Consider the following 21,380-nt stretch of genomic DNA (forward strand, 5'->3'; position numbering starts at 1 on the left):
CTGAGGTCATCTCCGGAATCTCGACCGACGATTGGCCGCTGCGTCCGGCAGCGGTCCTTCCGGCGCCTATCGGCCCGGGCCGACGTGGAGGCCCGGCGGGCGTGCTGAACGTGAGCCGCTCAGTTCGGCGGCCAGACCACTTCGAATCGCTCGAACGCGACCTCGGTGTCGTCAGCGAAGATCAGTCCCAGGGCGCGGCACTCTCGCATGAAGAACCGGGTGTGCGCGTCCAGCCACCAGGACCCGTTCGGTCGCCCTCGCCCTCGTCCCAGGCGAACGCGTCGTCGACCGATGACAACGCTCCCACCCGGACCTCCGTCGTGCGAATGACCGCCAGCGGAGTCCCGTCTCCTCCGAGCACGATGCTCCGGTCACCCACCTGGGGCAAGGGTTCGTTCTCCGCCTCGAAGGCTGCCAGGAGTCCCGCGGTCGCGCGCTTCGGTCCATGGACGACAAGAAGGCCGAGCTCGTCGGCCATCTCTGCAGAGTCACCGAACGCGAACGAGGACGCCAGCGGACCGTCGTAGCCACTGGCCGCGACGAACGCCGACCACATCTCGTCCACCGCCGGCTGGCGGGTACGTGCCTCGGCCACGGTGCCACCCTAGCCGCGCCCCATCCATCTCGCCCCGGGGCACGACGCCGCGAAGCGACAGTGTCAAAGCGCCTCGATCGCCGACCGAGATCGCCCGAGCGAGATCGCCCGAGCGGGTCGTCGCCTCGACGATTTCGGCCAGCATGGTCTGCAGTACCGGGGTGTTGGCTGCCTGGTCGCGGTTAGACTCCCGCACGCACGCGGCGAGAGGGAGCACCATGGGTCTGGGCGGCAGGCTGATCACCGGCGTCGGGATCATCGCGGCAGGCGTTCTGGCTGCTTCGGGCGTGGGGGATGCCCTGGAGACACTTCGCAGGAGGAGTTCGCCACTCTCTTTCGACGACGGACTGTCCGAGCAAGAGTTCATCGCGATGGCACGTGAGACCGCTCGGCAAACGCCTCGGGTTGGCGACGTGGTTGTCACGGGCATGGCGGTACGCCTCCACGTGCGATCCAACAGTGGGCTTTCCACCTGGACCGCGGAAGTCGACTTCAATGACTACGGACATCTGACCGGCAAGCACTGGACGAAGTCCGACAACCCCAAGTCGCTGGTTCCCGGGTACTTCGCCGACGCGATGCAGGCGCAGATAGAGAGGCACGTCGGCCGGATCAATCCGCAAAGCGGGTGAGCGGGGCCGGCCGAGGACTGCGTCGATCCGCCGCGAATGCTGCGGGTTCCGACGTCCGCGGCTCGCCTAGGCAGCCAACACGAATGGCATCGCTAGTCCCGCGACCGTGCCGACGACTCCGAGCACCAAGAATACCTTGTTGGTCACACCATTGGCATAACAGAGCCGAAGGCAGATATTGGCCTTGTTTGACGGATAGAGCAACTGGATTTGCTTCTTATTCAGGACATCAAGAAGAACGTGGGAAGCGAAGCCCAGTGCGAAGGAAATCGCAAGCGCGGGAAAAATTGCCAACAGGCCGATACTGAATAACGCAAGAGCGAGAATCGAGTGACTAAAGCCACGATGCTTCGACCAAAGTCGCGAGCAGGTGGACGTTCCCGCCAATATCAAGGCACCAACTGACAGTACCGTGCGATTGCCCTCGCTTATCGCAGTCGTCACCTGACCTCGGATAATCACATCCACCAGAAGGGCCGTCCCGACAAGCGCAAGAACAATATATCTGGCATGCAATGCATCGCGGCACTTGCGATTGGATCGGACTTCGATGTCACACATGATCCCGCCCACCGAGCCGCCGATCACCGCCACCAGACAGCCACCGAGGTCGGTCGGTCGTGAGACAAGGAGAGCCGATGCGACTCCCACGCTGATGTGAGTCTTCCCCATCATGGCGCCTCCTGCAGATCAGCCGCCTTGCCGCGGTCCGTCGGCCCGAAGGCTATCGACGTTCGTCGGCCGCGGCGGCGGGAGCGCGACTGGGCCCCCGGCGAGCGACATTGCAGCAGGTGTCACGCTTCGGGCTCAGGAGTGATGCCTTACCTCATACCGCGTCGATCCGCCGCAGCTGACCGCAGCCGCGGGTGTACTGCGCAGCCGGTGGCTATAGCCAACGGGTCGGATCCCGGAATCGCTCTCGGACGAACCCGCGCCTGTGACATCCGCGGCTGCCGCGGCCCGGACCCGCCGCGGACGGCGTCAGTAGCAGTCGCCGGCCGGGTGCACCGTGAAGCACTTCGGGCAGGCCTGGACCTCGGTTGCCGGGTCGCTCGCCGAGGGAGCGCTGCCGCACGTCGCGCAGCGGAGCATGCTGCGGAGCTCCTGAGGGGTGGCGTGGCAGACGTAGGAGACCTTTTCCGACCGGTCACCCATCGGGTAGGGATCGAGTTCAGGGGTGGTCTTCCGGTACCAGTGCGGGCAGTCCCAGGTGTGGAGTCGCTTGTCCGTCGGCACCACGCCCAGGTGGTTGACCGGGACGTACTCCTGCCCGGTGACGCCCTCCACGGGACTGGTCAGAATCTCGCGGGTCGTGGTCATTTCTACCCTCTGCTCCTCGGTCGGTGCGCACCTTGAGTATCCACGCTCGCAGCAGTCAACCTCGCCGATGACGCCCGCTGCCGGCCGGGGTGGCGGTCAGATGATGCCCGCGTACACACTGATCCGGCGCGCAGATGGGACTCGCGCCAGGCGGCGTCTATCCGCCGCAAGTGACGCGCAGGCGATCCGTAAGCGGCTCCATCGCTTGAGGCGGGATCAGGACTGCCACGATCGCCTACTCCCCCAGCATCACGGTCCGAGGGGGTGCCAGGTCCCCCACCGGACTAAGCGCGAATCCAGTCCTAAAACGGCCCTCGGTGCTACCCGGGGTAGCACGGTGGTAGCAAAAACAGAACAGCCTCTGACCTGTTTGACCAGGTCAGAGGATGTTTTGTTCTGTGTCCGAGGGGGGACTTGAACCGGTCTTCCCTCACGCTCGGAAACCCAGGTTGGACACCCCTGGGTGGAAAATCCGGTCCCGTTCACTCCCGTTCACTACGCCCAGGTACGGGGGCAGGCTCCCCGCGGGAGCACCGGCAATCTGTAGTTTGAACCGACTCTACGAGGACCAGGCCGTCAGGTCAGCAGGCCGAGGTATTGCTTGCGCGCCTTCATCGCGTGGATGAGCATCTCGTTGCCGCTGTCGAACACCAGCACCGTCAACTCCAGCAGTCGGCCGGTCGGGTCGAAGCCGAGGCGGAACTCAGCGACGGGGTGTTCCTCGGTCTCAGCAGCCCGGTAAGCCGCATGCTCTGCCGCGTACACCGCATCATCCGGATCGATCCCATGCTTGAGCGCCGAGTCGTGGACGATCACTACGCGACGTGCGCCCAGAGCCGGATCGCCTCACGGATCGCCTCGGATCGAGTCAGGCCGTCCTGTTCCGCCTTGGCGGTCAGGGCGTTGAGGAGTTCCTCGTCCATCCGCACCGGGATGATCGCGCTCTCACCCTCGGCGCTCGGGTCGAGCTTCGGGCGACCGCGACGCTTGAGCACCTCGACGTCGTATCCCTGCTCGGCGCGCGCAACTGCCTCGTCGATCAGCTGCTCGGTGACCGGCACGCCCTTGATCGTCTCGCCGTCGTACGCCTTCGCCATGCCATTACTGTAATACAGCGACTCTGGAGCGATAGCGGCGTTCGAGAGCATGTAGCCAGGCTGCGTCGGCCCGCGAGGGCGATCCGCGGCCGGGCCTCAACGCGACGTTGACAACAGTCTATTGATCATCGGATCCTTGGTCTATGTCGAGCAGGGATCAGCGCAACGCCGAAGCCATCGATCGGGCTCGAGCGAGCCTGCGCGCAGCGGGCGCGGAGGAACTACCGCCACAGCCGTGGCAGCACACCGGCCAGCCCGCCTCCGACGCAGATCTCGTCCGGTACGCCGCGTGGCGAGCCCGCAAGCCCGACGTGGACATCGACATCGTGACCAGCGGAATCCGTCTGCTGGAGTCCGCTCGGGCCGAGCTCGACCAGATCGAGGCCGCGCTGCTGTTCGCCGCGCGAACCGCGGGCGTCACCTGGCCGAACCTGTCGGACGCCCTCGGCCTCCGATCGGCCCAGGCCGCTCAGCAGCGTCTGACCCGGGTGGCCGCCCGGTTGGACGCCGGAGCCGAGCAGTGAGCCGAGCCGTCACCGGTGTCGTGGCTCTGAGCGACGCCGACCAGAGCCACGGCGGCAAGGCCGCCGCCCTCGGCACCCTCGCGCGGGCCGGCTTCGCCGTTCCCGACGGCGTGGTCATCCCCGGGCCGCGGGTCGACGCCTGGCGCGACGTGAGAACCGAGGACCTCGAGGACCGGTTGGCGGACGTAGCACCAGGCCCCTATGCCGTCCGGTCCTCCAGCAATGCTGAGGATGGACCAGACGCGTCGTTCGCCGGGCAGTTCCACACCTCGCTGAACGTGCCTGCCGGTCCCGCACTCATCGATGCGGTCGCCCGCACAGCGGCCTCCCTTGAAGCAGCAGCGCCGGCGGCGTACGCGGCGCGACTGGGCCACCCCGCTGAACAGAACATCGCGGTCATCGTCCAGCGGATGGTCGCCACCCATCTCGCAGGAGTGATGTTCACCCGGCACCCGGTGACCGGCACGGACCGATGCGTGATCGAGGCCATCCGAGGGCTCGGCGACACCGTCGTCGACGGCTCCAGCACGCCCGAGCGCTGGACGGTCGGCACCGACGCCGACGTCACCGTCGACCGGCCCGGCGACATGCCGCCGGTGCTGACCGAGCGACAAGCACACGAGCTCGTCGCCCTCGGGCGCCGGATCGAGGCACTGTTCGGCAGCCCGCAAGACATCGAGTGGGCCATCGCGGACGGAAGGACCTGGATCCTCCAGTCCCGCCCGGTGACCGACGCGGGCCCGCAGGCAATCCCGTCGGAGGACACGGTCATCGATCCCGACCGCGTTCTGGTGACCGGGAGCCCCGCGAGTCCGGGCCGGGCGGTCGGCACCGCGCGGGTCATCGCCGACCTGGATCAGTTCGGGCACTTCCAGCCGGGAGACGTCCTGGTCTGCCAGACGACCTCACCGGCCTGGACGCCCCTGCTGGCGAGCGCCTCCGCCGTGGTCACCGAGATCGGCGGCATCCTGTCGCACGCCGCGATCGTGGCCCGTGAGTTCGGCATCCCCGCCGTCGTCGCCGCGCCCGGGGCGATGGGCCGGCTGTCGGGACACGACCGCGTGCATGTGGATGGGAGCACCGGCGTCGTCTCAGTCGTGCGCGCGAGCGGGGAGACCCGATGAGCACACATCGAAGCGACCCCGGCCTCCTGGTCCTCCACGCCGTACGCACGCTCGGGTACGCCGACGCGGAGCGGCTGGCCGCGCACACCCGGCTGAGCGAACAGGAGGTCGAGGAGCACCTCCTGGACAGCCAGGCGCACGGACACCTCGCCTGGTCGTCCTTCGCCGGCGACGGAGGCTGGTCGATGACCGAGGCCGGCAGGACCCACGGTGAGCGGCTCCTGGCCACGGAGCTGGACGCGACCGGCGCGCGGGCCGAGGTCGCGGCCGTCCACCACGACTTCCTACCGTTCAACGACGCCGTCTCGGCCGCGTGCACGCGGTGGCAGCTGGCCGAGCTCGGAATCGACAACGAACCGATCACCATCGACGACGTCCTCGACACCCTCCGGAAGGCGAGCGATGCACTGGAGGAGTTCGAGGCCCGCCTGACCCGACACCTCGACCGTTTCCGCGGTTACCACACCCGATTCGCCACCGCGCTGCAGCGCGCGAGCAACGACCCGTCCTGGATCACCGGAACCGACCGCGACTCGGCCCATAGGGTGTGGTTCGAACTCCACGAGGACCTCATCGCCACTCTCGGCCTCAAACGCTGACACGTGTCCGGGGCCGGCATCAACGAATGGTCCGTGCCCAGCCAGCCCCAGACCTAAACACATGGCGACGGCGCCCAACCTCGGCGCTGGGGACTTCACCCGCGGCCCAGATCCCGAGGGGGTGCCAGCTCCCCCTCGGATCACGCCCGGAAACAGGGGTTTCACTCCTACGCGTGCTCCCCGCGGGAGCACCAGGGGAGCAAGAACAGAAGAGTCCCTGACCCGTCCTCCCAGGTCAGGGACTCTTTCTTCTGTGTCCGAGGGGGGACTTGAACCCCCACGCCCTAATACGGGCACTAGCACCTCAAGCTAGCGCGTCTGCCAATTCCGCCACCCGGACAGGGTGCCTTGCGACGGGTAGAACCGTAGCAAACACCTGACCCGACAACGGAATCGGGGACCCTCTCAGCGGCTGCGCCACCCGGTGACCTGGGCACGGGTCGGCTCCCAAGGGTCGAAGCGCAGGCGCATCCCGGCCTCGGCGGGCGTGCGGTCGGCCTTCCGGTGGTTGCAGGACGAGCACGCCGCCACCGTGTTCAGCCAGGCCCACGGTCCCCCGCGCGAGCGCGGTACGACGTGATCGACCGTGTCCGCCCGGGAGCCGCAGTAGGCGCAGCGACGTCGGTCTCGTCGGAGCACCGCCTCACGCCCGAACGCGGCCGGGCGATGCATCCAGGTGGCCACCACGTAGCGGACCAGGCGCACCACCTTGGGCCAGGGGTGGGGGCCGATCGTCCGGTCCTCATCTGCCTCGTGGACCACGGCGACGCCGCGAAAGAGCATCCGCACCGCGTGCGGGAAGGAGACCAGGTCGTGGGGCTCACACGAGGCGTTGAGCAGCACGACCGGCGCATGGTGGGCCAACGCCACCACCTCCTCAGCAACGCCGTTCTCTTGCAGTGTGAGTGTGCGGCACGCAAACGTCCATCCAGTTTCGAAGATGTTGCCCCTCTGGTGCACGGCTGTTGGCTCACCTCCGGCCGTTCCGACCCCGAGGGCCCGGCGCCCCGCGGCCGGCGCGCGGCGGCCGATGCTGCTGGGTGCGGGATACTCGGCGCGTGGACCAGCTGCGCGTCGCCTTCGCCCCCGGAGTCACCCCCGACAAGTGGAAGAAGGTCTGGCGCGAGCGCCACCCCCGCCTGCCGCTCTCGTTGATACCGATCGAGGCCGGCGAGGGGCGCGAGGTCCTCGACGAGGATCGCGCGGACATGGCGCTGCTGCGCTTGCCCGTCGACCGCGAGCGCCCGTCGGCCCTCCACGCCGTCACCCTGTACGACGAGCTGCCGGTGGTCGTCGTTGCCCGCGACCACTGGGTCGCCGCCGCCGGCGAGCGGGACGAGATCCCGCTGGCGGACCTCGCCGGCGAGCAACTGGTGCTCCCCCATCCGTCCGGATGGGCGCCCGACGTCGAGCAGCTGGCGTTCCCGCCGATGACCGTGAAGGAGGCCATCGAGGTCGCCGCCTCGGGCACCGGCGTGGCGATCGTGCCGATGTCGATGGCGCGGCTCTACCGGCGCAAGGACGCCACCCACCGGGTCGTCGCCGGGCTCGACCCGACCCAGGTCGCGCTGGTCTGGCCGCGCGACGCCGACAGCCCGCTGCACCAGGACTTCGTCGGCGTCGTCCGCGGGCGCAAGGCGTCCAGCAGCCGCTGAGCTCGCCCGTCAGACCAGCGGGTAGGTCGCGACCAGGTGCGCCGCCAACACGCGGGCGCTGGCGTCCACCACGCTCGTCCAGTCGTGAGCGGAGTCGTCGGCGTTGTCGGAGACGTGCTTGACCAGGTGCACCGGCACCGCGAACGCATCCGCGACGAAGGCGATCGCATAGCCCTCCATGTCGACCAGGTCGGCCTGCTCGGCCAGGCGCGCCCGCGCGACCGGGTCGGTGACGAACACATCCCCGGTGGCCAGCACGACGGGCGACTCGGAGACGGTCAGCCGCTCACGCGGGTCCTCGCCCAGGGCCCGCAGCGCATCGGCGCTGAGGTCGTGGTTGAGCACGGCGCCCGGCTCGAACAGACCCTCGTGGTGGTCGTGCAGGGAGCCCGCCGTGCCGAGGTTGACCACGGTCAGCCCCGCCAGGCCGTCCCGGGCCTCCAGCGCGCCGAGCCGTCGGGCGAGAGCGGTCGCGGCGGCCACCTTCCCCATGCCGGTGACCAGGACGTCGTACCCCGCGGGGACGTGCGCCGCCTCGGCCGCGGAGGCGGCGACCACCAGCACCCGACGCCCGGCGCCGCCGGCCGGGCGAATCGACCCCGTCACCAGCTCGTCACCAGCTCGTCGCCAGGGGGCGACCCTCGTGGAACCCGGCGGCGGACTGGATGCCGACGATCGCGCGCTCGTGGAGCTCGGCCAGCGTCCGGGCGCCGGCGTACGTGCAGGCCGAGCGGACTCCCGAGGCGATCTGGTCGATCAGGTCCTCCACGCCGGGCCGCTCGGGGTCGAGGTACATCCGCGAGGACGAGATGCCCTCCTCGTAGAGCCCCTTGCGCGCCCGGTCGTAGGAGGATTCCGTAGCGGTGCGGCCTGCCACGGCGCGGGCGGAGGCCATCCCGAACGAGACCTTGTACGCGCGGCCCTCCGAGTCCAGCATCAGGTCGCCGGGCGACTCGTGGGTGCCGGCGAACCAGGAGCCGATCATCACGGACGCGGCGCCGGCGGCCAGTGCCAGCGCCACGTCGCGGGGGTGGCGGACGCCGCCGTCCGCCCACACGTGCGCGCCGAGGTCCGCGGCCTGCGCCGAGCAGTCCAGCACGGCCGAGAACTGGGGGCGACCCACCCCGGTCATCATCCGCGTCGTGCACATCGCGCCCGGCCCGACGCCGACCTTCACGATGTCCGCGCCCGCCTCCACCAACGCCCGTACGCCGGCGGCGTCGACGACGTTGCCGGCGGCCACCGGCACCTGCGGGTCGAGAGCACGCACCGCCTTCAGCGCGTCGATCATCCGTTCCTGATGGCCGTGGGCGGTATCCACCACGAGGCAGTCCACCCCGGCGTCGAGCAGCGCGGTGGCCTTGGCCGCCACGTCGCCGTTGACGCCGATCGCGGCGGCGGTGCGCAGCCGTCCGAGGTCGTCGACGGCCGGCGTGTACAGCGTGGCTCGGAGCGCCCCGGTCCGGCTCAGGACGCCGACCAGCAGCCCGTCCTCGTCCACGCCGACCGCGAGCGCGGATCGCGCCCGGTCGAGCGCGTCGAACGCGGTCCGGGGATCGACGTCGGCGGGGACCGTGACCACCTCGGTCGCCATCACCTCGCGCACCTGCGCGAAGCGGTCGACCTCGGCGCAGTCCGCGGCGGTGACCACGCCCAGCGGACGGCCGTCCTCGACGACCACGGCCGCCCGGTGGGCGCGCTTGGGGATCAGCGACAGCGCCTCGGCCACGGTCTGGGTGGGGCTCAGCATGATCGGGGTGTCGAGCACCAGGTGCCGGGTCTTCACCTCGGCGATGACGTCCGCGACCACCTCCAGCGGGATGTCCTGCGGGATCACGGTGAGGCCGCCGCGACGGGCCACCGTCTCGGCCATCCGCTTGCCGGCGATCGCGGTCATGTTCGCCACCACCAGCGGCAGCGTCGCGCCCGTGCCGTCGGTGGTCGACAGGTCGACGTCGTAGCGGCTCGCCACCGACGACGGCCCGGGGACCATGAAGACGTCGTCGTAGGTCAGGTCGTGGGAGGGGACGCGGTCGTCGAGGAAGCGCACGTCACAACAATCTAGTCGACAACCCGAGGCCGGGCACCGCTCCGCCACGGTGGATGATCGCGGGGTGGCCACGCACCTTGCCTCCGCCCCCGGCCGGGTCAACCTCATCGGCGAGCACACCGACTACAACGGCGGTCTCTGCCTGCCGTTCGCGCTGCCGCTGGAGACGACGGTCGAGCTGACCCCGCGCCCCGACGGAGAGGTCCACCTGCGCAGCGCCGAGGCCGGCCGCTGGGACGGCACCCTCGACGACGTCCGCGCAGGAGCGGCGACCGGCTGGGCCGCCTACGTGGCCGGCGTCCTCTGGGCCCTGGCGGAGGCCGGCCACCCGGTCCCCGGCTGCGACCTCCGGATCAGCAGCACGGTCCCGCTCGGGGCCGGCCTCTCCAGCTCGGCCTCGCTCGAGGCCGCGGTCGCCGTGGCGCTCGCGGACCACCTCGGCCTCCCCCTCGACGACGCCGGCCGGCGATCGCTCGCCACCGCCTGCATCCGCGCGGAGACCGAGTACGTCGGCGCGCCGACCGGTGGGCTGGACCAGCTCGCGGTGCTGCTGGCCGAGGAGGGCACCGCGGTGCTGATCGACTTCGAGGAACCGACCACCACGCGTCGGGTGCCGCTCGCCCTGCCCGGTGCCGGCCTCGGCATACTGGTCACCGACACCGGTGTGCGCCACCAGCTCGCCGCCGGCGGCGGGTACGCCGAGCGGCGGGCGCAGTGCGAGGCCGCCGCCCGCGCGCTCGGCCGACCGACGTTGCGACCCGTCGAGATCGGCGACCTCGACCGTCTGTACGACCCGGTGCTGCGGCGCCGCGCGCGCCACGTGGTCACCGAGAACGCTCGGGTCACCGCCGTCGCGGCTGCGGCGGGCGCCGGCGACTGGACCAGGGTCGGAGCACACCTGACGGCCTCGCACGCGTCGCTGCGCGACGACTTCGAGGTCACCGTCCCGGCGCTGGACCTGGCCGCCGCCACGGCCGAGGAGCACGGGGCCCTCGGGGCGCGGATGACCGGTGGCGGCTTCGGCGGGTCGACGCTGGCGCTGGTGCCGCTCGCCCGGGCGGACGCCGTACGGGCCGGGATCGACGAGGCCTTCACGCGCCACGGGCTCCCGCGGCCGACCCACCACCTGGTGGAGCCGTCCGCGGGAGCCCGCCCGCTCTCGCGCTGATCGCCTCGGCGTTCAGCGCGTCACTTCAGCTCGCTGCTGGACAGCCCCAGCACGCGCCGCGCCACGATCAGCTGCTGGATCTGCTGCGTCCCCTCGAAGATGTCGAGGATCTTGGAGTCGCGCGCCCACTTCTCGAGCAGCTCGCCCTCGCTGTAGCCGACCGAGGCGCAGAGCTCGACGCAGGAGAGGGTGACGTCGGAGCCGACCCGCCCCGCCTTCGCCTTCGCCATCGACGCCTCCAGCGAGTTGGGCTGGCGGTTGTCAGCCATCCAGGCGGCCTGCAGCATCAGCAGCCGCGCACCCTCCCAGTCCGACTCGAGCTGGAGGAACTTCGCGGCCGCCGCGGACTGCAGCAGCCCCGGACGGTCGTAGTCGACCTCCACGCCGGCCTGCTCCAGCAGGTCGCGGCTCAGGTCGAGCGAGGCCCGGGCACAGCCGACCGCCATCGCGGCGACCAGCGGCCGGGTGTTGTCGAAGGTCGCCATCGCCCCGGCGAACCCCTGCTCGACGTTGATCTCCGGGGAGCCCAGCAGGTTCTCCACGGGCACCCGGGCGTCGGTGAAGGTGATCACGGCGGTGTCGGAGGCGCGGATCCCGAGCTTCTCCTCCAGGCGCTCGACCTTCACCCCCGGCGTGCCCTTCTCGACCACGAACGACTTGATCGCCGCGCGGCCGAGGCTCTTGTCGAGCGTCGCCCACACCACGATGCAGTCCGAGCGCTCACCGGAGGTCACGAAGATCTTCTCTCCGTTGAGCACGTAGTGGTCGCCGTCGAGCACCGCCGTGGTGGAGATCGCCGCCGAGTCCGAGCCGAACGAGGGCTCGGTGATCGCCATGGACGCCCACTTGCCGGCGAACCGCTCCAGCTGCTCGTCGTTGGCGACCGAGGCGATCGCGGAGTTGCCGAGCCCCTGCCGAGGCATGGAGAGCAGCAGTCCCGTGTCGCCCCAGCACATCTCCGTGATGGTGGTGACCGAGGCCATGTTGGAACCGTTCTTCACCGTGCCGGCGTCGGCGGACTCCTCACGGCGTACGCCGGCGGCGCCGGCGCCCTCGCTCGCCCCGGAGGCGGCGAGGCCGTCGATCATCGCCGCCAGCATGTCGAGCTCCTTGGGGTAGGCATGCTCGGCGACGTCGTACTTGCGGGAGATCGGTCGCAGCATGTTCATCGCGACCTGGTGGGCCTGCTCGATCACGGCCCGGTGCTTGCGGGGCACCTCGAGGTTGATCGCCATCAGACCAGCACCGTCCCTTCCATGATCCCGATCGACCGGAGGTCGCGGTACCAGCGCTCCACCGGGTGCTCCTTCACGAATCCGTGACCCCCGAGCAGCTGGACGCCGTCGAGGCCGATCTTCATCCCCTTCTCCGCGCAGACCTGGCGGGCCAGCGCGACCTCCCGGGAGAAGTCCTTGCCGGCCGCGGCACGCGCCGCCGCCCGATAGGTCAGCAGGCGCATGGCCTGCAGCTCGATCGCGATGTCCGCGACCATGAAGGCGACCGACTGCCGGTGGGCGATGGGCTCGCCGAACGCGTGCCGGTCCTTCACGTACGGCGTCACGTAGTCGAGCACTGCCTGCGCCGTCCCTACCGCCAGCGCGCACCAGGCGAGGCGGGAGAGACGGACGAGCTCGGTGTAGGTGGTGCCGTCGGCCGCGCCCAGGAGCGCGTGCTCCGGCACGGTCACCCCGTCCAGCGCGAGCCGGGTCATCGCCGCCGCGCGCACGCCCATGGTGGGGTCGCTCTCGACGCTCAGTCCCTCGGCACCGGACTCCACCAGGAACAGGGCGGGGCTGCCGCCGAGGTCGGCGCCGACGATGAACAGCTCCGCCTCCGCGCCGCGGGCGACCAAGCTCTTGACCCCGTCGAGCCGGTAGCCGTCGGGCACCCGGGTGGCCGTGGTCCTCGGCGCGAGCACGTCGGCCAGGACGGCGGGCTCGTTGAGCGCGATCGCCGCGGCGGGGACGTCGTCGCCGGTGAACGCCGGCAGGTAGGTCTGCTGCTGCTCATCGGTCCCCCAGAGACCGATGGCAGTGGCGACCGACCCCGGGGAGAGTGCGGCGACCGCGAGCCCCATGTCCCCGTGGGCGAGCGCCTCGGCGACCAGCGTGCCGGCCATCGCGGAGCGCTCGGCCGAGATGCCGCCGACGGCCTCGGGCAGGCCCAGGATCGGGAGTCCGATCTCCAGGCTGGCCTTGAGCATGGCGTCCGGCGCCGCGCAGGCGTGGTCCGCCTCGGCCGCGGCCGGGCGCAGCACCTCGGCGGCGAACTCGGACACCACGTCGACCAGCATCTGCTCGTCCTCGGTGGGCGTGAGGTCGAAGACCCCCGTGTCGACCGCTGCGGTCGGGCGCGCCCCCGCCGCACCGCGCGAACCCGACCGGGAGAAGGTGCGGCCAGCCTTGGTCAGCGCGGTGAAGCCCGCGCGGGTGACCGAGAAGACGGCCTGCTCGGTCTGCTTGCGCAGCCCGACGCGGTCCAGCAGGTCCGCCTGGGCGACCCGGTTCAGCCCAGCCACGAGGTAGCCGATCGGGTCGCGCGTCTCGGTGGACGCGAGCCCGTTCCGCCCGCCGGGACGGAGGTGGTTCATCAACGACATGGTGTCACTGTAACTCGGAGTTACACATAACGCTACAACTCTGCCCGATCCGCAGGAATCGGCCCCTCCGGCGCACCCACTTATGCTCGGCCCCATGGCGAGAGGCAGCTCGGAACCGACCGAGGAGATCGTTCACGCACCCCATGGGCCGCTGCCCGGTGGCGGCACCGTTCGACCGATGACCAGGTGGGGTACGCCGGTGATGCACCGGCCCCAGGCGCGGGTCACCGTCTTCGACGACGCGTTGCGCGAGCTGGCCGCCGACATGGTCGCGACGATGGAGGCGGCGGACGGCGTGGGCCTGGCCGCCTGTCAGATCGGCGAGGACGTCGCGATGTTCGTCTTCGACTGCCCGGACGAGGCCGGCGAGCGCTGGGTCGGCGTGGTCTGCAATCCCGTGCTGACCCTGCCCGAGGGCAAGGAGCGGCGTCTCGACGACAGCGACGAGGGGTGCCTCTCGTTCCCGGGCGCGTTCGTCGGCTGCGCCCGCCCGGACTTCGCCACCGTCGACGGCACGGGGCTCGACGGCGAGCCGGTCTCGTTCTCCGGAGACGGCCTGCTGGCCAAGTGCCTCCAGCACGAGACCGACCACACCAACGGCATCGTGTTCGGGGACCGGCTCTCCTCGCGCGCCCGCAAGAAGCTGCAGAAGCAGCACGACGCCGCCGTCGACGAGTTTCCCTCGGACTGGCCCGCGTGACGCGAGTCACGCGCTAGCGTCGGGGCTATGCCGCTCGATCCCGAACTGGTCCCCCTGCTTCAGCTCGTCGCCGCCGGCACGCCGGTGCACCAGCTCGCGCCGGCCGACGCGCGAGCGTCGTTCCGCACGATGTCGGTCGACATGCGACCGCTCGACTCCGCGGCGATCGTCGACTCCGTCGAGGACACCACGGTCAGCGGCGCCGAGGGACCTCTGCGGGCCCGGGTGTACCGGCCGTCGGGTGCCGGTCCGTTCCCGACCGTCGCCATGTTCCACGGCGGTGGCTTCGTCCTGGGTGACCTCGACACGCACGACGCGATGGCGCGTGCGATCTGCGCCGGCGCCGAAGCGGTCGTCGTGAACGTCGACTACCGGCTCGCCCCCGAGTTCCCGTTCCCCGCCGCCGCGGACGACGCGATCGCGGCCACCCGCGACGTGCTCGCCCGAGCGGCCGAGTTCGGCGGCAGCGACGTCGTGGCGGTAGCCGGCGACTCCGCGGGCGGCAACCTCTCGGCCGTCGCGACCCAGCACGTCCCGGGCCTCTCCGCCCAGCTGCTGGTCTACCCCGCCACCGACCTCACCGGCAGCCACCCCTCGCACACCGAGAACGCCACGGGGTACTTCCTCGAGCGGGACACCATGGCGTGGTTCGGCGCCGCCTACCTGGGTGATGCGGACCCCCTGGACCCCAAGGCGTCCCCGCTGCGGGGCACCCTGGCCGACCTGCCCCCGGCGCTGGTCGTCACCGCCGAGTTCGACCCCCTGCGCGACGAGGGCATCGCGTACGCCGAGGCGCTCGCCGCCGCCGGCGTGCCGGTCGAGCAGACCACCTTCCCGGGCCTCATCCACGGCTTCTTCGACATGGGCCCCTGGTCGGTCGCGTGCCGCAAGGCGGTCGACGAGACGGTCGCGGCCTTCGGCGCCCTCCTCCGAGCCGGGGGTTAGGCCCCGCCTCGGCGGCGACTAACCCCCGGTTCGACGATGGGAGGTGACGTAGCAGGCCACTGCGCTGGCCGCCGCCACGTTCAGCGAGTCGATGCCCGCCGCCATCGGGATGATCGCCCTGCGGTCCGCCGCCTCCTGCCAGCGGGGCGAGATGCCGTGTCCCTCGGAGCCGAGGACCAGGGCGACCTTGTCCAGGCCGGCCACCGCGTCCTCGATGGGGGTGGCGTCGTCGGCCAGCGTCAGGGCGACGGTCGTGAACCCTGCTCGCGACAGCGCCGGCAGGGCGTCGTACCAGTCCGGGAGCCTGGTCCAGGGCATCTGGAAGACCGCGCCCATCGCGACCTTGATGGAGCGCCGGTAGAGCGGGTCCGCGCAGCGCGGTGCGAGCAGCACCGCATCGAAGCCGAGTGCGGCGCCGCTGCGAAACACAGCACCGACGTTCGTGTGGTCCACCACGTCCTCGAGGACCAGCACCGAACGCGCGCCCTCGAGGACGGATTCCACCGAGGGCAGCGGTCGCCGCTCCAGCGACGCCAGGGCGCCACGGTGCACGTGGAAGCCCGTGACCTCCTCGGCCAGCTTCTCCGAGAGCACGTAGCAGGGCGCGTCGGAGCCATCGAGGACGTCGGCCAGCCCGTCCAGCCAACGCGGGGCCATCAGGAACGACCGTGGGCTGAACCCGGCCTGCACCGAGCGGCGGACGACCTTCTCACCCTCCGCGAGGAACAGACCGTGCTCAGTCTCGAGCGCCTTGCGCAACTGGGTGTCGCGGAGGTCGCGGTAGTCCGCCAGCCGCGGGTCGGCCGGGTCGGTGATCTCGATCAGGTGCGCCACCGGCCGGATTCTGTCAGGCGGGGCTCTCTGCGGCGAAAGCCGACGGGTGCGCCACGCGCACCACGTCGCCGATCACGATGATCGCCGGCGGGCGCACCGCCTCGGCGACCAGGCGATCCGCCAGGGTGCCGAGCGTGGCGAGCACGGTCCGCTCGGTGGGCATGCTGCCGTCGCAGACCACAGCGACCGGGGTGGACGACTCCCGCCCCCCGGCGATCAGTGCCTCCGCGATCCGCGGGGCGTTCTCGACGCCCATCATGACCACCACGGTGCCCCGCATCCGCGCCAGTGCGTCGTAGTCGACCAAACCCTCGGGATGTCCGGGCGGGAGGTGGCCGGAGACGACGGTGAACTCGTGGGTCACGCCACGATGGGTGACCGGGATGCCGGCGAGCCCCGGTACGGCGACGGGCGACGTGATGCCGGGGATGACGGTCACCGGCACGCCGGCCTCACGGCAGGCCAGGATCTCCTCGTAGCCGCGTCCGAAGACAAAGTTGTCGCCGCCCTTGAACCGGACGACGCGCTTGCCGGCCAGCGCCCGGTCGACGATGACGCGGTTGATCTCCTCCTGCTGCGCGGAGCGGCCGCGGGGCAGCTTGGCGACGTCGACCAGCTCCACGTCGGACGGGATCTCGTCGAGGAGCTCGCGCGGCGCGAGCCGGTCGGCGACCACGACGTCGGCCTCCATGAGCGCCTTGCGCCCGGCGATCGTGATCAGCTCCGGGTCGCCGGGCCCGCCGCCGATCAGCGTGACGCCCGGGGTGTGGTCGCGGTGGTGGCGAGCGGTGATGCTGCCGTCGCGCAGGCCGGTGAGGATCTCGTCGCGCACGCCGGCGGAACGACGCGGGTCGCGGTTGCCGAGCACGGCGACGGTGACGCCGGCATGGCGGCCCACCGCGGGGGTCCATGCCGTTCCCCGGGTGGCATCGTCGGAGCGGACGCAGAAGATGCGCCGCTCCTCGCAGGCCGCGGAGACGGCGTCGTTGACCGCGCGGTCGTCGGTCACGGCGATGACGTACCACGCTGGGTCGATGTCGCCGGCCTCGTAACGGCGCCGGTGCCAGGTGACCTCACCGCCGCTGGCCAGGCCCTCGATCGCCGGGGTGACCTCGGGCGAGACCACGTGGACGTCCGCGCCGACCGCGATCAGTCCGGGGATCCGGCGCTGCGCGACGTGGCCGCCGCCGACGATCAGGACGTGACGGCCGGCGAGGCGGAGGCCGGAAGGGTACGGCGCGAACTCACTCACCGGGCCATTCTCGCTGGTCCGCGGGTCGCGGCCGTCGCGCGCGACCAGCCTGCGGACTACGTTGACGACATGAGCCTCGACCGTCCCGTCGCCCCCGATCCCTACCCGCTGCTGCCCGCCGTCGCGTCGTTCTCGGTGACGAGTGCCGACGTCACCGACGGTGGACCGCTCAAGGACGATCAGGTCGCGGCCCTCGGGAACACCTCGCCGCAGCTGTCCTGGTCCGGAGCGCCGGAGGGGACCACGTCGTACACCGTCACCTGCTTCGACCCCGACGCCCCGACGCCGAGCGGCTTCTGGCACTGGGTGCTGGTCGACCTACCGGCGGACGTGACCTCCCTGGAGGCCGGCGCGGGGGCCGAGGGCGCGCCGCTCCCCGGCGGCGCCTTCATGTGCCGCAACGACGGCGGCAGCCACGCGTTCATGGGTGCCGCGCCGCCGCAGGGAGATCAGGTGCACCGGTACTACTTCGTGGTGCACGCGGTGAAGGAGGAGACGCTCGGCGTCGACGCCGACGCGTCCCCCGCCGTGGTGTCGTTCAACCTGGCATTCAAGTCGACGGCTCGCGCGATCATCCACGGCACCTACCAGCACTGACCCCCGGCTCGGTGGGGCCCGGCCCCGGCTCGGCGGGGCCTGACCCCCGGCTCGGCGGGGCCTGACCCCGGCTCGCGTGTCAGGCGGTGGGGTCGCTGGCCCGCCGCAGCAGCGCCTCGAACGGCGTGGGCGCGGCGAGCTCGTCCTCCACCAGCCGCCGCGCCGGCGCGGCGGCCGAAACGCCCGCCGCGGCGCCACCGGCGCCACCGCCGGCGCCGCCGACGGCCAGTGCCAGCTCGGCCGCGGCCCGCGCGATCCGCTTGTCCAGTGCGCTCTCCCCCGCGGCCCGGTCACCGGCCGACCCGAAGTCCTCGCTCGCCGCGAAGACCCCCGTCGGCACGACGACGGCGTGCAGGTAGGCGAAGAGCGGGCGCAGCGCGTGATCGAGCACCAGCGAGTGGCGCGCGGTGCCCGCGGTCGCCGCGATCAGCACCGGCTTGCCGTCGAGGGCGCCGTTCTCCAGGACGTCGAAGAAGGTCTTGAACAGTCCCGAGTAGCTCGCGGCGAACACCGGGGTCACCACGATCAGCCCGTCGGCCCGACGGACGCGCTCGATGGCCGCGGCGAGGTCGCCGGACGGGAAGCCGGTGAGCAGGTTGTCGGCCAACGCGTGCGCCAGAGCACGCAGCTCGACGATCTCGATCTCGACCTCGACGCCCCGCGCGTGCAGGGCCTCGGTGGCGCCGTCGGCGAGCCGGTCGGCGAGCGACCGGGTGGTCGACGGGACCGACAGCCCCGCGGCCACCACCACGATCCGCTTCGAGGCAGTCACAGCGCGTCGACCGCCTCACGGTCGCTCGTGCCGGTCGCGGTGTCCTCGCCGTGCACGCTGGTATCGCGGGCGCCGCCGGCCGCAGCGACCAGCGAGGCGTGGGTGGGCGCCTCGGGGATGTGGGCCGGGCGTCCCTCGGCGAATCCCTTGCGCATCTCCGGCAGGATCTCGCCGAGCAGGTCGAGCTGCTCCAGCACGGTCTTCAGCGGCAGTCCGGCGTGGTCGATCAGGAACAGCTGGCGCTGGTAATGACCGGCGTACTCGCGGAAGGAGAGCGTCCGCTCGAGCACCTGCTGCGGCGAGCCCACGGTGAGCGGCGTCTGCGAGGTGAAGTCCTCCAGCGACGGGCCGTGGCCGTAGACCGGGGCGTTGTCGAAGTACGGACGGAACTCGTTCCACGCGTCCTGGCTGTTGCGCCGCATGAAGAACTGGCCGCCGAGCCCGACGATCGCCGTGTCGGCCGGGCCGTGTCCGTAGTGCTCGAACCGCTCGCGGTAGAGCCGGACCATCTGCGCGGTGTGCGAGGCCGGCCAGAAGATGTGGTTGTGGAAGAACCCGTCGCCGTAGTACGCCGCCTGCTCGGCGATCTCGGGGCTGCGGATCGAGCCGTGCCACACGAACGGCGCGACGCCGTCCAGCGGGCGGGGCGTCGAGGTGTACCCCTGGAGCGGGGTGCGGAACCGGCCCTGCCAGTTGACGACGTCCTCGGTCCAGAGCCGGCGCAGCAGCGCGTAGTTCTCGACGGCGAGGTTGATCCCCTCGCGGATGTCCTTGCCGAACCACGGATACACGGGGCCGGTGTTCCCGCGGCCCATCATCAGATCGACGCGGCCGTCGGTCAGGTGCTGGATCTTGGCGTAGTCCTCGGCGATCAGGACCGGGTCGGTGGTCGTGATCAGCGTCGTGGCCGTCGAGAGGAGGAGGCGCTCGGTCTGGGCGCCGATGTAGGCCAGGGTCGCGGTCGGGTTGGACGCGATGAACGGCGGGTTGTGGTGCTCGCCGGTGGCGAAGACGTCCAGGCCCACCTCCTCGGCCTTCTTGGCGATCGCGACGGTCGCCTTGATGCGCTCGTTCTCCGTCGGGGTGCGCCCGGTCGTGGGGTCGGTGGTCACGTCACCGACGGTGAAGATGCCGATCTGCATGGTCCGCTCCTTGCTCGTCGCGGTCATCCGGGCCGCTGCGGTAGTTGATTTTGCAACTACTTCCTGGAACCAGTCTCCCCCGCGTCCTATTCCCTGCGCAACGCAGGCGCCCCTCACAACGACGACGGCCCGCCCACCTCGCGGTGAGCGGGCCGCCGTACCGGTGCCCGAGTACCTCAGTAGACCGTGGGCTCGCCCTCGGCCGCGGGGCCGGCCTCGACCGGCTCGTGGTTGATCATCTGCGCGTAGGCGTGGTTCTCGTGCTGGATCATCCGCACCAGGAAGCCGACGAACATCAGCACGGCGACGGCGACGAAGATGCCGGGCCACGCGGTTCCCGCGCCGGTGAAGACGGCGGTGACGTCGTCCCAGTTGTCGATCGGGCTCATGCGCTGTACTCCTCGGTGACGGTGACGCGGGTGACGGTGACCGGGATGCCCTCCGGGTACGGCGTCGCCGGGACCTCCGAGAGGTCCAGGCCGGCCAGCTCGACCTCACGCGGGATCCGCAGCAGGTTGACCTTCTTCAGCAGCAGCGAGATCAGGTAGCCCGGGATGAAGCCGAGCGCCGCGAGCACCACCATGCCGCCGATCTGGCCGAGCGGGTTGATGGCGGGCAGGTCGCCGACGTTCGGGTAGCCCCAGAGCACGAAGCCGGACACGACCAGGCCGTAGACAGCGCAGCCGCCGTGCACGGTGACCGCGCCGACGACGTCGTCGATGCCGAACTTCTCGATGAGGCGACCCATCGACGGGATCAGCAGGCCGCCGACGGTGGCGATGATGAACGCCAGCGCGGGGTGGTAGAGGTCCATGCCCGGGGCCACCGAGATGACACCGGCCAGGCCGCCGGAGATCGTCCAGAACGGCTCGCCCTTGGACGCGATGTAGGCGCCCATGATGCCGCCGGACAGGCCCATCAGGGTGCTGAAGGCGACCGCCGAGAGGTTGGTCGGGTTGCCGAAGATCGAGAAGTAGCCCTCGTTGGTGTAGACCACGCAGCCCATCAGGAAGCCGAAGAAGCCGATGAAGATCAGCATCAGGCCGAGCATCGTGAGCGGCAGGTTGTGCGGCGGGATCGTGACGGCCTTGCCGTCGACGAAGCGCCCGATCCGCGGGCCGAGGTTGATCAGCACGCCGAGCGTGAAGGCGCCGGCGATCAGGTGCACGCAGCCGGCGGCACCGAAGTCGTGCCAGCCCCACTTGGTGAGCAGCCAGCCGTTGCCGTGCCAGGCCCAGGAGGCGCCGATGATCCAGACGACCGAGCCGAGCACGGTGGTCAGGATCAGGAAGGAGCTGGTGCGGATGCGCTCCAGCACGGCGCCGGACATGATCGAGCCGGTGGTGGCGGCGAAGAGGGCGAACGCGCCCCAGAAGATGCCGTTGACCGACGCGACGTTCGGCCCCGAGTCGGACGACCACGGGAGGGCCAGCTCGGCGCCGGCGAAGTCGAGCGAGCCGACGGGGAACTGCGGGAAGGCGTAGTAGAACCACCAGCCGAAGAAGAAGAAGGTCGAGATCACGACCGAGAACGTGAGCAGGTTCTTCATCGCCGAGGCGAGCACGTTCTTCGAACGCGAGGCGCCGACCTCGTAGGCGAGGAAGCCGGCGTGGATGGCGATCATCAGGGCGATCGAGACCCAGTAGAACAGGTCAGTGATGACACTGTTCATTGCTGCGAGAGTTTCCTCCGGTGTCACGGATGACCTCCATGGGATCAGGCGAAACGGGCACCGGGCGCCGTCGACCGGATGTCTGGACGCTATTGACGCGGCT

25 protein-coding genes and 1 tRNA gene are annotated in these 21,380 nt (G+C 70.8%); 9 read left to right on the forward strand and 17 right to left on the reverse strand.

The features are described 5' to 3' along the window. Positions 1-181: 181 nt before the first annotated feature. A complete protein-coding gene (locus tag E8D34_RS08720; protein ID WP_136594228.1) occupies positions 182-595 on the reverse strand; it encodes an ASCH domain-containing protein in 414 nt (137 codons plus the stop codon). A 218-nt stretch (positions 596-813) separates the two neighbouring features. Here E8D34_RS08720 and E8D34_RS08725 point away from each other — a divergent pair, with 218 nt between their 5' ends. Then, positions 814-1,227 (forward strand): hypothetical protein, encoded by a 414-nt coding sequence (locus E8D34_RS08725; RefSeq protein ID WP_136594229.1) that lies wholly within the window; start codon positions 814-816, stop codon positions 1,225-1,227. Positions 1,228-1,293: 66 nt separating this feature from the next. Here the strand turns inward: E8D34_RS08725 and E8D34_RS08730 are convergent, their stop codons facing one another. The 4 genes from E8D34_RS08730 to E8D34_RS08745 all read right to left on the reverse strand — a co-directional run bounded on the left by E8D34_RS08730 (position 1,294) and on the right by E8D34_RS08745 (position 3,644). Beyond that, the gene (locus E8D34_RS08730; RefSeq protein WP_136594230.1) at positions 1,294-1,902 is read right to left on the reverse strand and encodes a metal-dependent hydrolase; all 609 of its coding nucleotides are present in this window, start codon (positions 1,900-1,902) and stop codon (positions 1,294-1,296) included. 306 nt (positions 1,903-2,208) lie between these two features. Then, entirely contained in the window at positions 2,209-2,547 is a 339-nt protein-coding gene (locus tag E8D34_RS08735) for a hypothetical protein (protein WP_136594231.1), read from the reverse strand. Between the two features lie 576 nt (positions 2,548-3,123). Beyond that, the gene (locus E8D34_RS08740) at positions 3,124-3,363 is read right to left on the reverse strand and encodes a toxin (RefSeq protein ID WP_136594232.1); all 240 of its coding nucleotides are present in this window, start codon (positions 3,361-3,363) and stop codon (positions 3,124-3,126) included. Then, positions 3,363-3,644: a ribbon-helix-helix domain-containing protein gene (locus E8D34_RS08745; protein ID WP_136594233.1), complete on the reverse strand. Its 282-nt coding sequence runs from the start codon at positions 3,642-3,644 to the stop codon at positions 3,363-3,365. Before E8D34_RS08745 ends, E8D34_RS08740 begins: the two co-directional genes overlap by 1 nt. Before the next feature lie 143 nt (positions 3,645-3,787). Here E8D34_RS08745 and E8D34_RS08750 point away from each other — a divergent pair, with 143 nt between their 5' ends. Genes E8D34_RS08750 through E8D34_RS08760 form a run of 3 tightly spaced genes read left to right on the forward strand, consistent with a single transcriptional unit; the run spans position 3,788 to position 5,891 of the window. Further along, positions 3,788-4,168: a hypothetical protein gene (locus tag E8D34_RS08750; protein ID WP_136594234.1), complete on the forward strand. Its 381-nt coding sequence runs from the start codon at positions 3,788-3,790 to the stop codon at positions 4,166-4,168. After that, positions 4,165-5,292, forward strand: a complete 1,128-nt coding sequence (locus E8D34_RS08755) for a PEP/pyruvate-binding domain-containing protein (protein WP_136594235.1) — start codon at positions 4,165-4,167, stop codon at positions 5,290-5,292. Before E8D34_RS08750 ends, E8D34_RS08755 begins: the two co-directional genes overlap by 4 nt. Continuing rightward, complete coding sequence (locus E8D34_RS08760; protein ID WP_136594236.1) at positions 5,289-5,891, forward strand: hypothetical protein; 603 nt, start codon at positions 5,289-5,291, stop codon at positions 5,889-5,891. The genes E8D34_RS08755 and E8D34_RS08760 overlap by 4 nt, the downstream gene beginning before the upstream one ends. Before the next feature lie 254 nt (positions 5,892-6,145). Here E8D34_RS08760 and E8D34_RS08765 read toward each other — a convergent pair. Further along, positions 6,146-6,231: transfer RNA gene (locus E8D34_RS08765), tRNA-Leu, on the reverse strand. A gap of 65 nt (positions 6,232-6,296) precedes the next feature. Beyond that, positions 6,297-6,755, reverse strand: a complete 459-nt coding sequence (locus tag E8D34_RS08770) for an HNH endonuclease (RefSeq protein WP_240771234.1) — start codon at positions 6,753-6,755, stop codon at positions 6,297-6,299. A 194-nt stretch (positions 6,756-6,949) separates the two neighbouring features. Here E8D34_RS08770 and E8D34_RS08775 point away from each other — a divergent pair, with 194 nt between their 5' ends. Continuing rightward, positions 6,950-7,546 carry a LysR substrate-binding domain-containing protein gene (locus tag E8D34_RS08775; protein WP_240771235.1) on the forward strand — a complete coding sequence of 199 codons (597 nt, stop codon included), beginning with the start codon at positions 6,950-6,952 and terminating at the stop codon, positions 7,544-7,546. Between the two features lie 9 nt (positions 7,547-7,555). Here E8D34_RS08775 and E8D34_RS08780 read toward each other — a convergent pair whose 3' ends face one another. Together E8D34_RS08780 and E8D34_RS08785 are read right to left on the reverse strand one after the other, a co-directional pair. Then, on the reverse strand, positions 7,556-8,152 hold the full coding sequence (locus E8D34_RS08780; RefSeq protein WP_240771236.1) for a nucleosidase: 597 nt from the start codon (positions 8,150-8,152) through the stop codon (positions 7,556-7,558). Positions 8,153-8,159: 7 nt separating this feature from the next. Continuing rightward, positions 8,160-9,596, reverse strand: coding sequence for a GuaB1 family IMP dehydrogenase-related protein (locus E8D34_RS08785; RefSeq protein WP_136594238.1), 1,437 nt, complete (start codon positions 9,594-9,596; stop codon positions 8,160-8,162). A gap of 64 nt (positions 9,597-9,660) precedes the next feature. Between E8D34_RS08785 and galK the strand changes: the two genes are divergently transcribed. Next, complete coding sequence (galK, locus tag E8D34_RS08790; protein WP_240771237.1) at positions 9,661-10,764, forward strand: galactokinase; 1,104 nt, start codon at positions 9,661-9,663, stop codon at positions 10,762-10,764. A 20-nt stretch (positions 10,765-10,784) separates the two neighbouring features. On the opposite strand, the gene E8D34_RS08795 is transcribed toward galK, so the two are convergent. Then, positions 10,785-11,999 (reverse strand): acyl-CoA dehydrogenase family protein, encoded by a 1,215-nt coding sequence (locus E8D34_RS08795; protein ID WP_136594240.1) that lies wholly within the window; start codon positions 11,997-11,999, stop codon positions 10,785-10,787. Next, the gene (locus E8D34_RS08800; protein WP_346763607.1) at positions 11,999-13,354 is read right to left on the reverse strand and encodes an acyl-CoA dehydrogenase family protein; all 1,356 of its coding nucleotides are present in this window, start codon (positions 13,352-13,354) and stop codon (positions 11,999-12,001) included. The genes E8D34_RS08795 and E8D34_RS08800 overlap by 1 nt, the downstream gene beginning before the upstream one ends. A gap of 187 nt (positions 13,355-13,541) precedes the next feature. On the opposite strand from E8D34_RS08800, the gene def reads away from it, so the two are divergent. Both def and E8D34_RS08810 read left to right on the forward strand, forming a co-directional pair. Continuing rightward, positions 13,542-14,063: a peptide deformylase gene (gene def / locus E8D34_RS08805; protein ID WP_240771238.1), complete on the forward strand. Its 522-nt coding sequence runs from the start codon at positions 13,542-13,544 to the stop codon at positions 14,061-14,063. A 27-nt stretch (positions 14,064-14,090) separates the two neighbouring features. Continuing rightward, positions 14,091-15,008 (forward strand): alpha/beta hydrolase, encoded by a 918-nt coding sequence (locus E8D34_RS08810; protein WP_136594243.1) that lies wholly within the window; start codon positions 14,091-14,093, stop codon positions 15,006-15,008. 18 nt (positions 15,009-15,026) lie between these two features. Here E8D34_RS08810 and E8D34_RS08815 read toward each other — a convergent pair whose 3' ends face one another. Together E8D34_RS08815 and cobA are read right to left on the reverse strand one after the other, a co-directional pair. After that, positions 15,027-15,842 carry an RNA methyltransferase gene (locus E8D34_RS08815; RefSeq protein WP_136594244.1) on the reverse strand — a complete coding sequence of 272 codons (816 nt, stop codon included), beginning with the start codon at positions 15,840-15,842 and terminating at the stop codon, positions 15,027-15,029. A gap of 13 nt (positions 15,843-15,855) precedes the next feature. Further along, a complete protein-coding gene (gene cobA / locus E8D34_RS08820) occupies positions 15,856-17,094 on the reverse strand; it encodes a uroporphyrinogen-III C-methyltransferase (RefSeq protein WP_136594245.1) in 1,239 nt (412 codons plus the stop codon). A gap of 69 nt (positions 17,095-17,163) precedes the next feature. On the opposite strand from cobA, the gene E8D34_RS08825 reads away from it, so the two are divergent. Next, positions 17,164-17,691, forward strand: a complete 528-nt coding sequence (locus tag E8D34_RS08825) for a YbhB/YbcL family Raf kinase inhibitor-like protein (protein WP_136594246.1) — start codon at positions 17,164-17,166, stop codon at positions 17,689-17,691. A 79-nt stretch (positions 17,692-17,770) separates the two neighbouring features. On the opposite strand, the gene E8D34_RS08830 is transcribed toward E8D34_RS08825, so the two are convergent. The 4 genes from E8D34_RS08830 to E8D34_RS08845 form a co-directional block, all read right to left on the reverse strand. Then, positions 17,771-18,463 (reverse strand): CE1759 family FMN reductase, encoded by a 693-nt coding sequence (locus tag E8D34_RS08830; RefSeq protein WP_136594247.1) that lies wholly within the window; start codon positions 18,461-18,463, stop codon positions 17,771-17,773. Next, positions 18,460-19,605, reverse strand: a complete 1,146-nt coding sequence (locus tag E8D34_RS08835; protein ID WP_136594349.1) for an LLM class flavin-dependent oxidoreductase — start codon at positions 19,603-19,605, stop codon at positions 18,460-18,462. The genes E8D34_RS08830 and E8D34_RS08835 overlap by 4 nt, the downstream gene beginning before the upstream one ends. A 176-nt stretch (positions 19,606-19,781) precedes the next feature. Continuing rightward, positions 19,782-19,994 (reverse strand): hypothetical protein, encoded by a 213-nt coding sequence (locus E8D34_RS08840; protein ID WP_136594248.1) that lies wholly within the window; start codon positions 19,992-19,994, stop codon positions 19,782-19,784. Then, the gene (locus E8D34_RS08845) at positions 19,991-21,277 is read right to left on the reverse strand and encodes an ammonium transporter (RefSeq protein WP_136594249.1); all 1,287 of its coding nucleotides are present in this window, start codon (positions 21,275-21,277) and stop codon (positions 19,991-19,993) included. Before E8D34_RS08845 ends, E8D34_RS08840 begins: the two co-directional genes overlap by 4 nt. Positions 21,278-21,380 lie beyond the last annotated feature (103 nt).

Source organism: Nocardioides sp. GY 10113 (assembly GCF_004919105.1).
In the GTDB taxonomy this organism is placed as follows: Bacteria; Actinomycetota; Actinomycetes; order Propionibacteriales; family Nocardioidaceae; genus Nocardioides.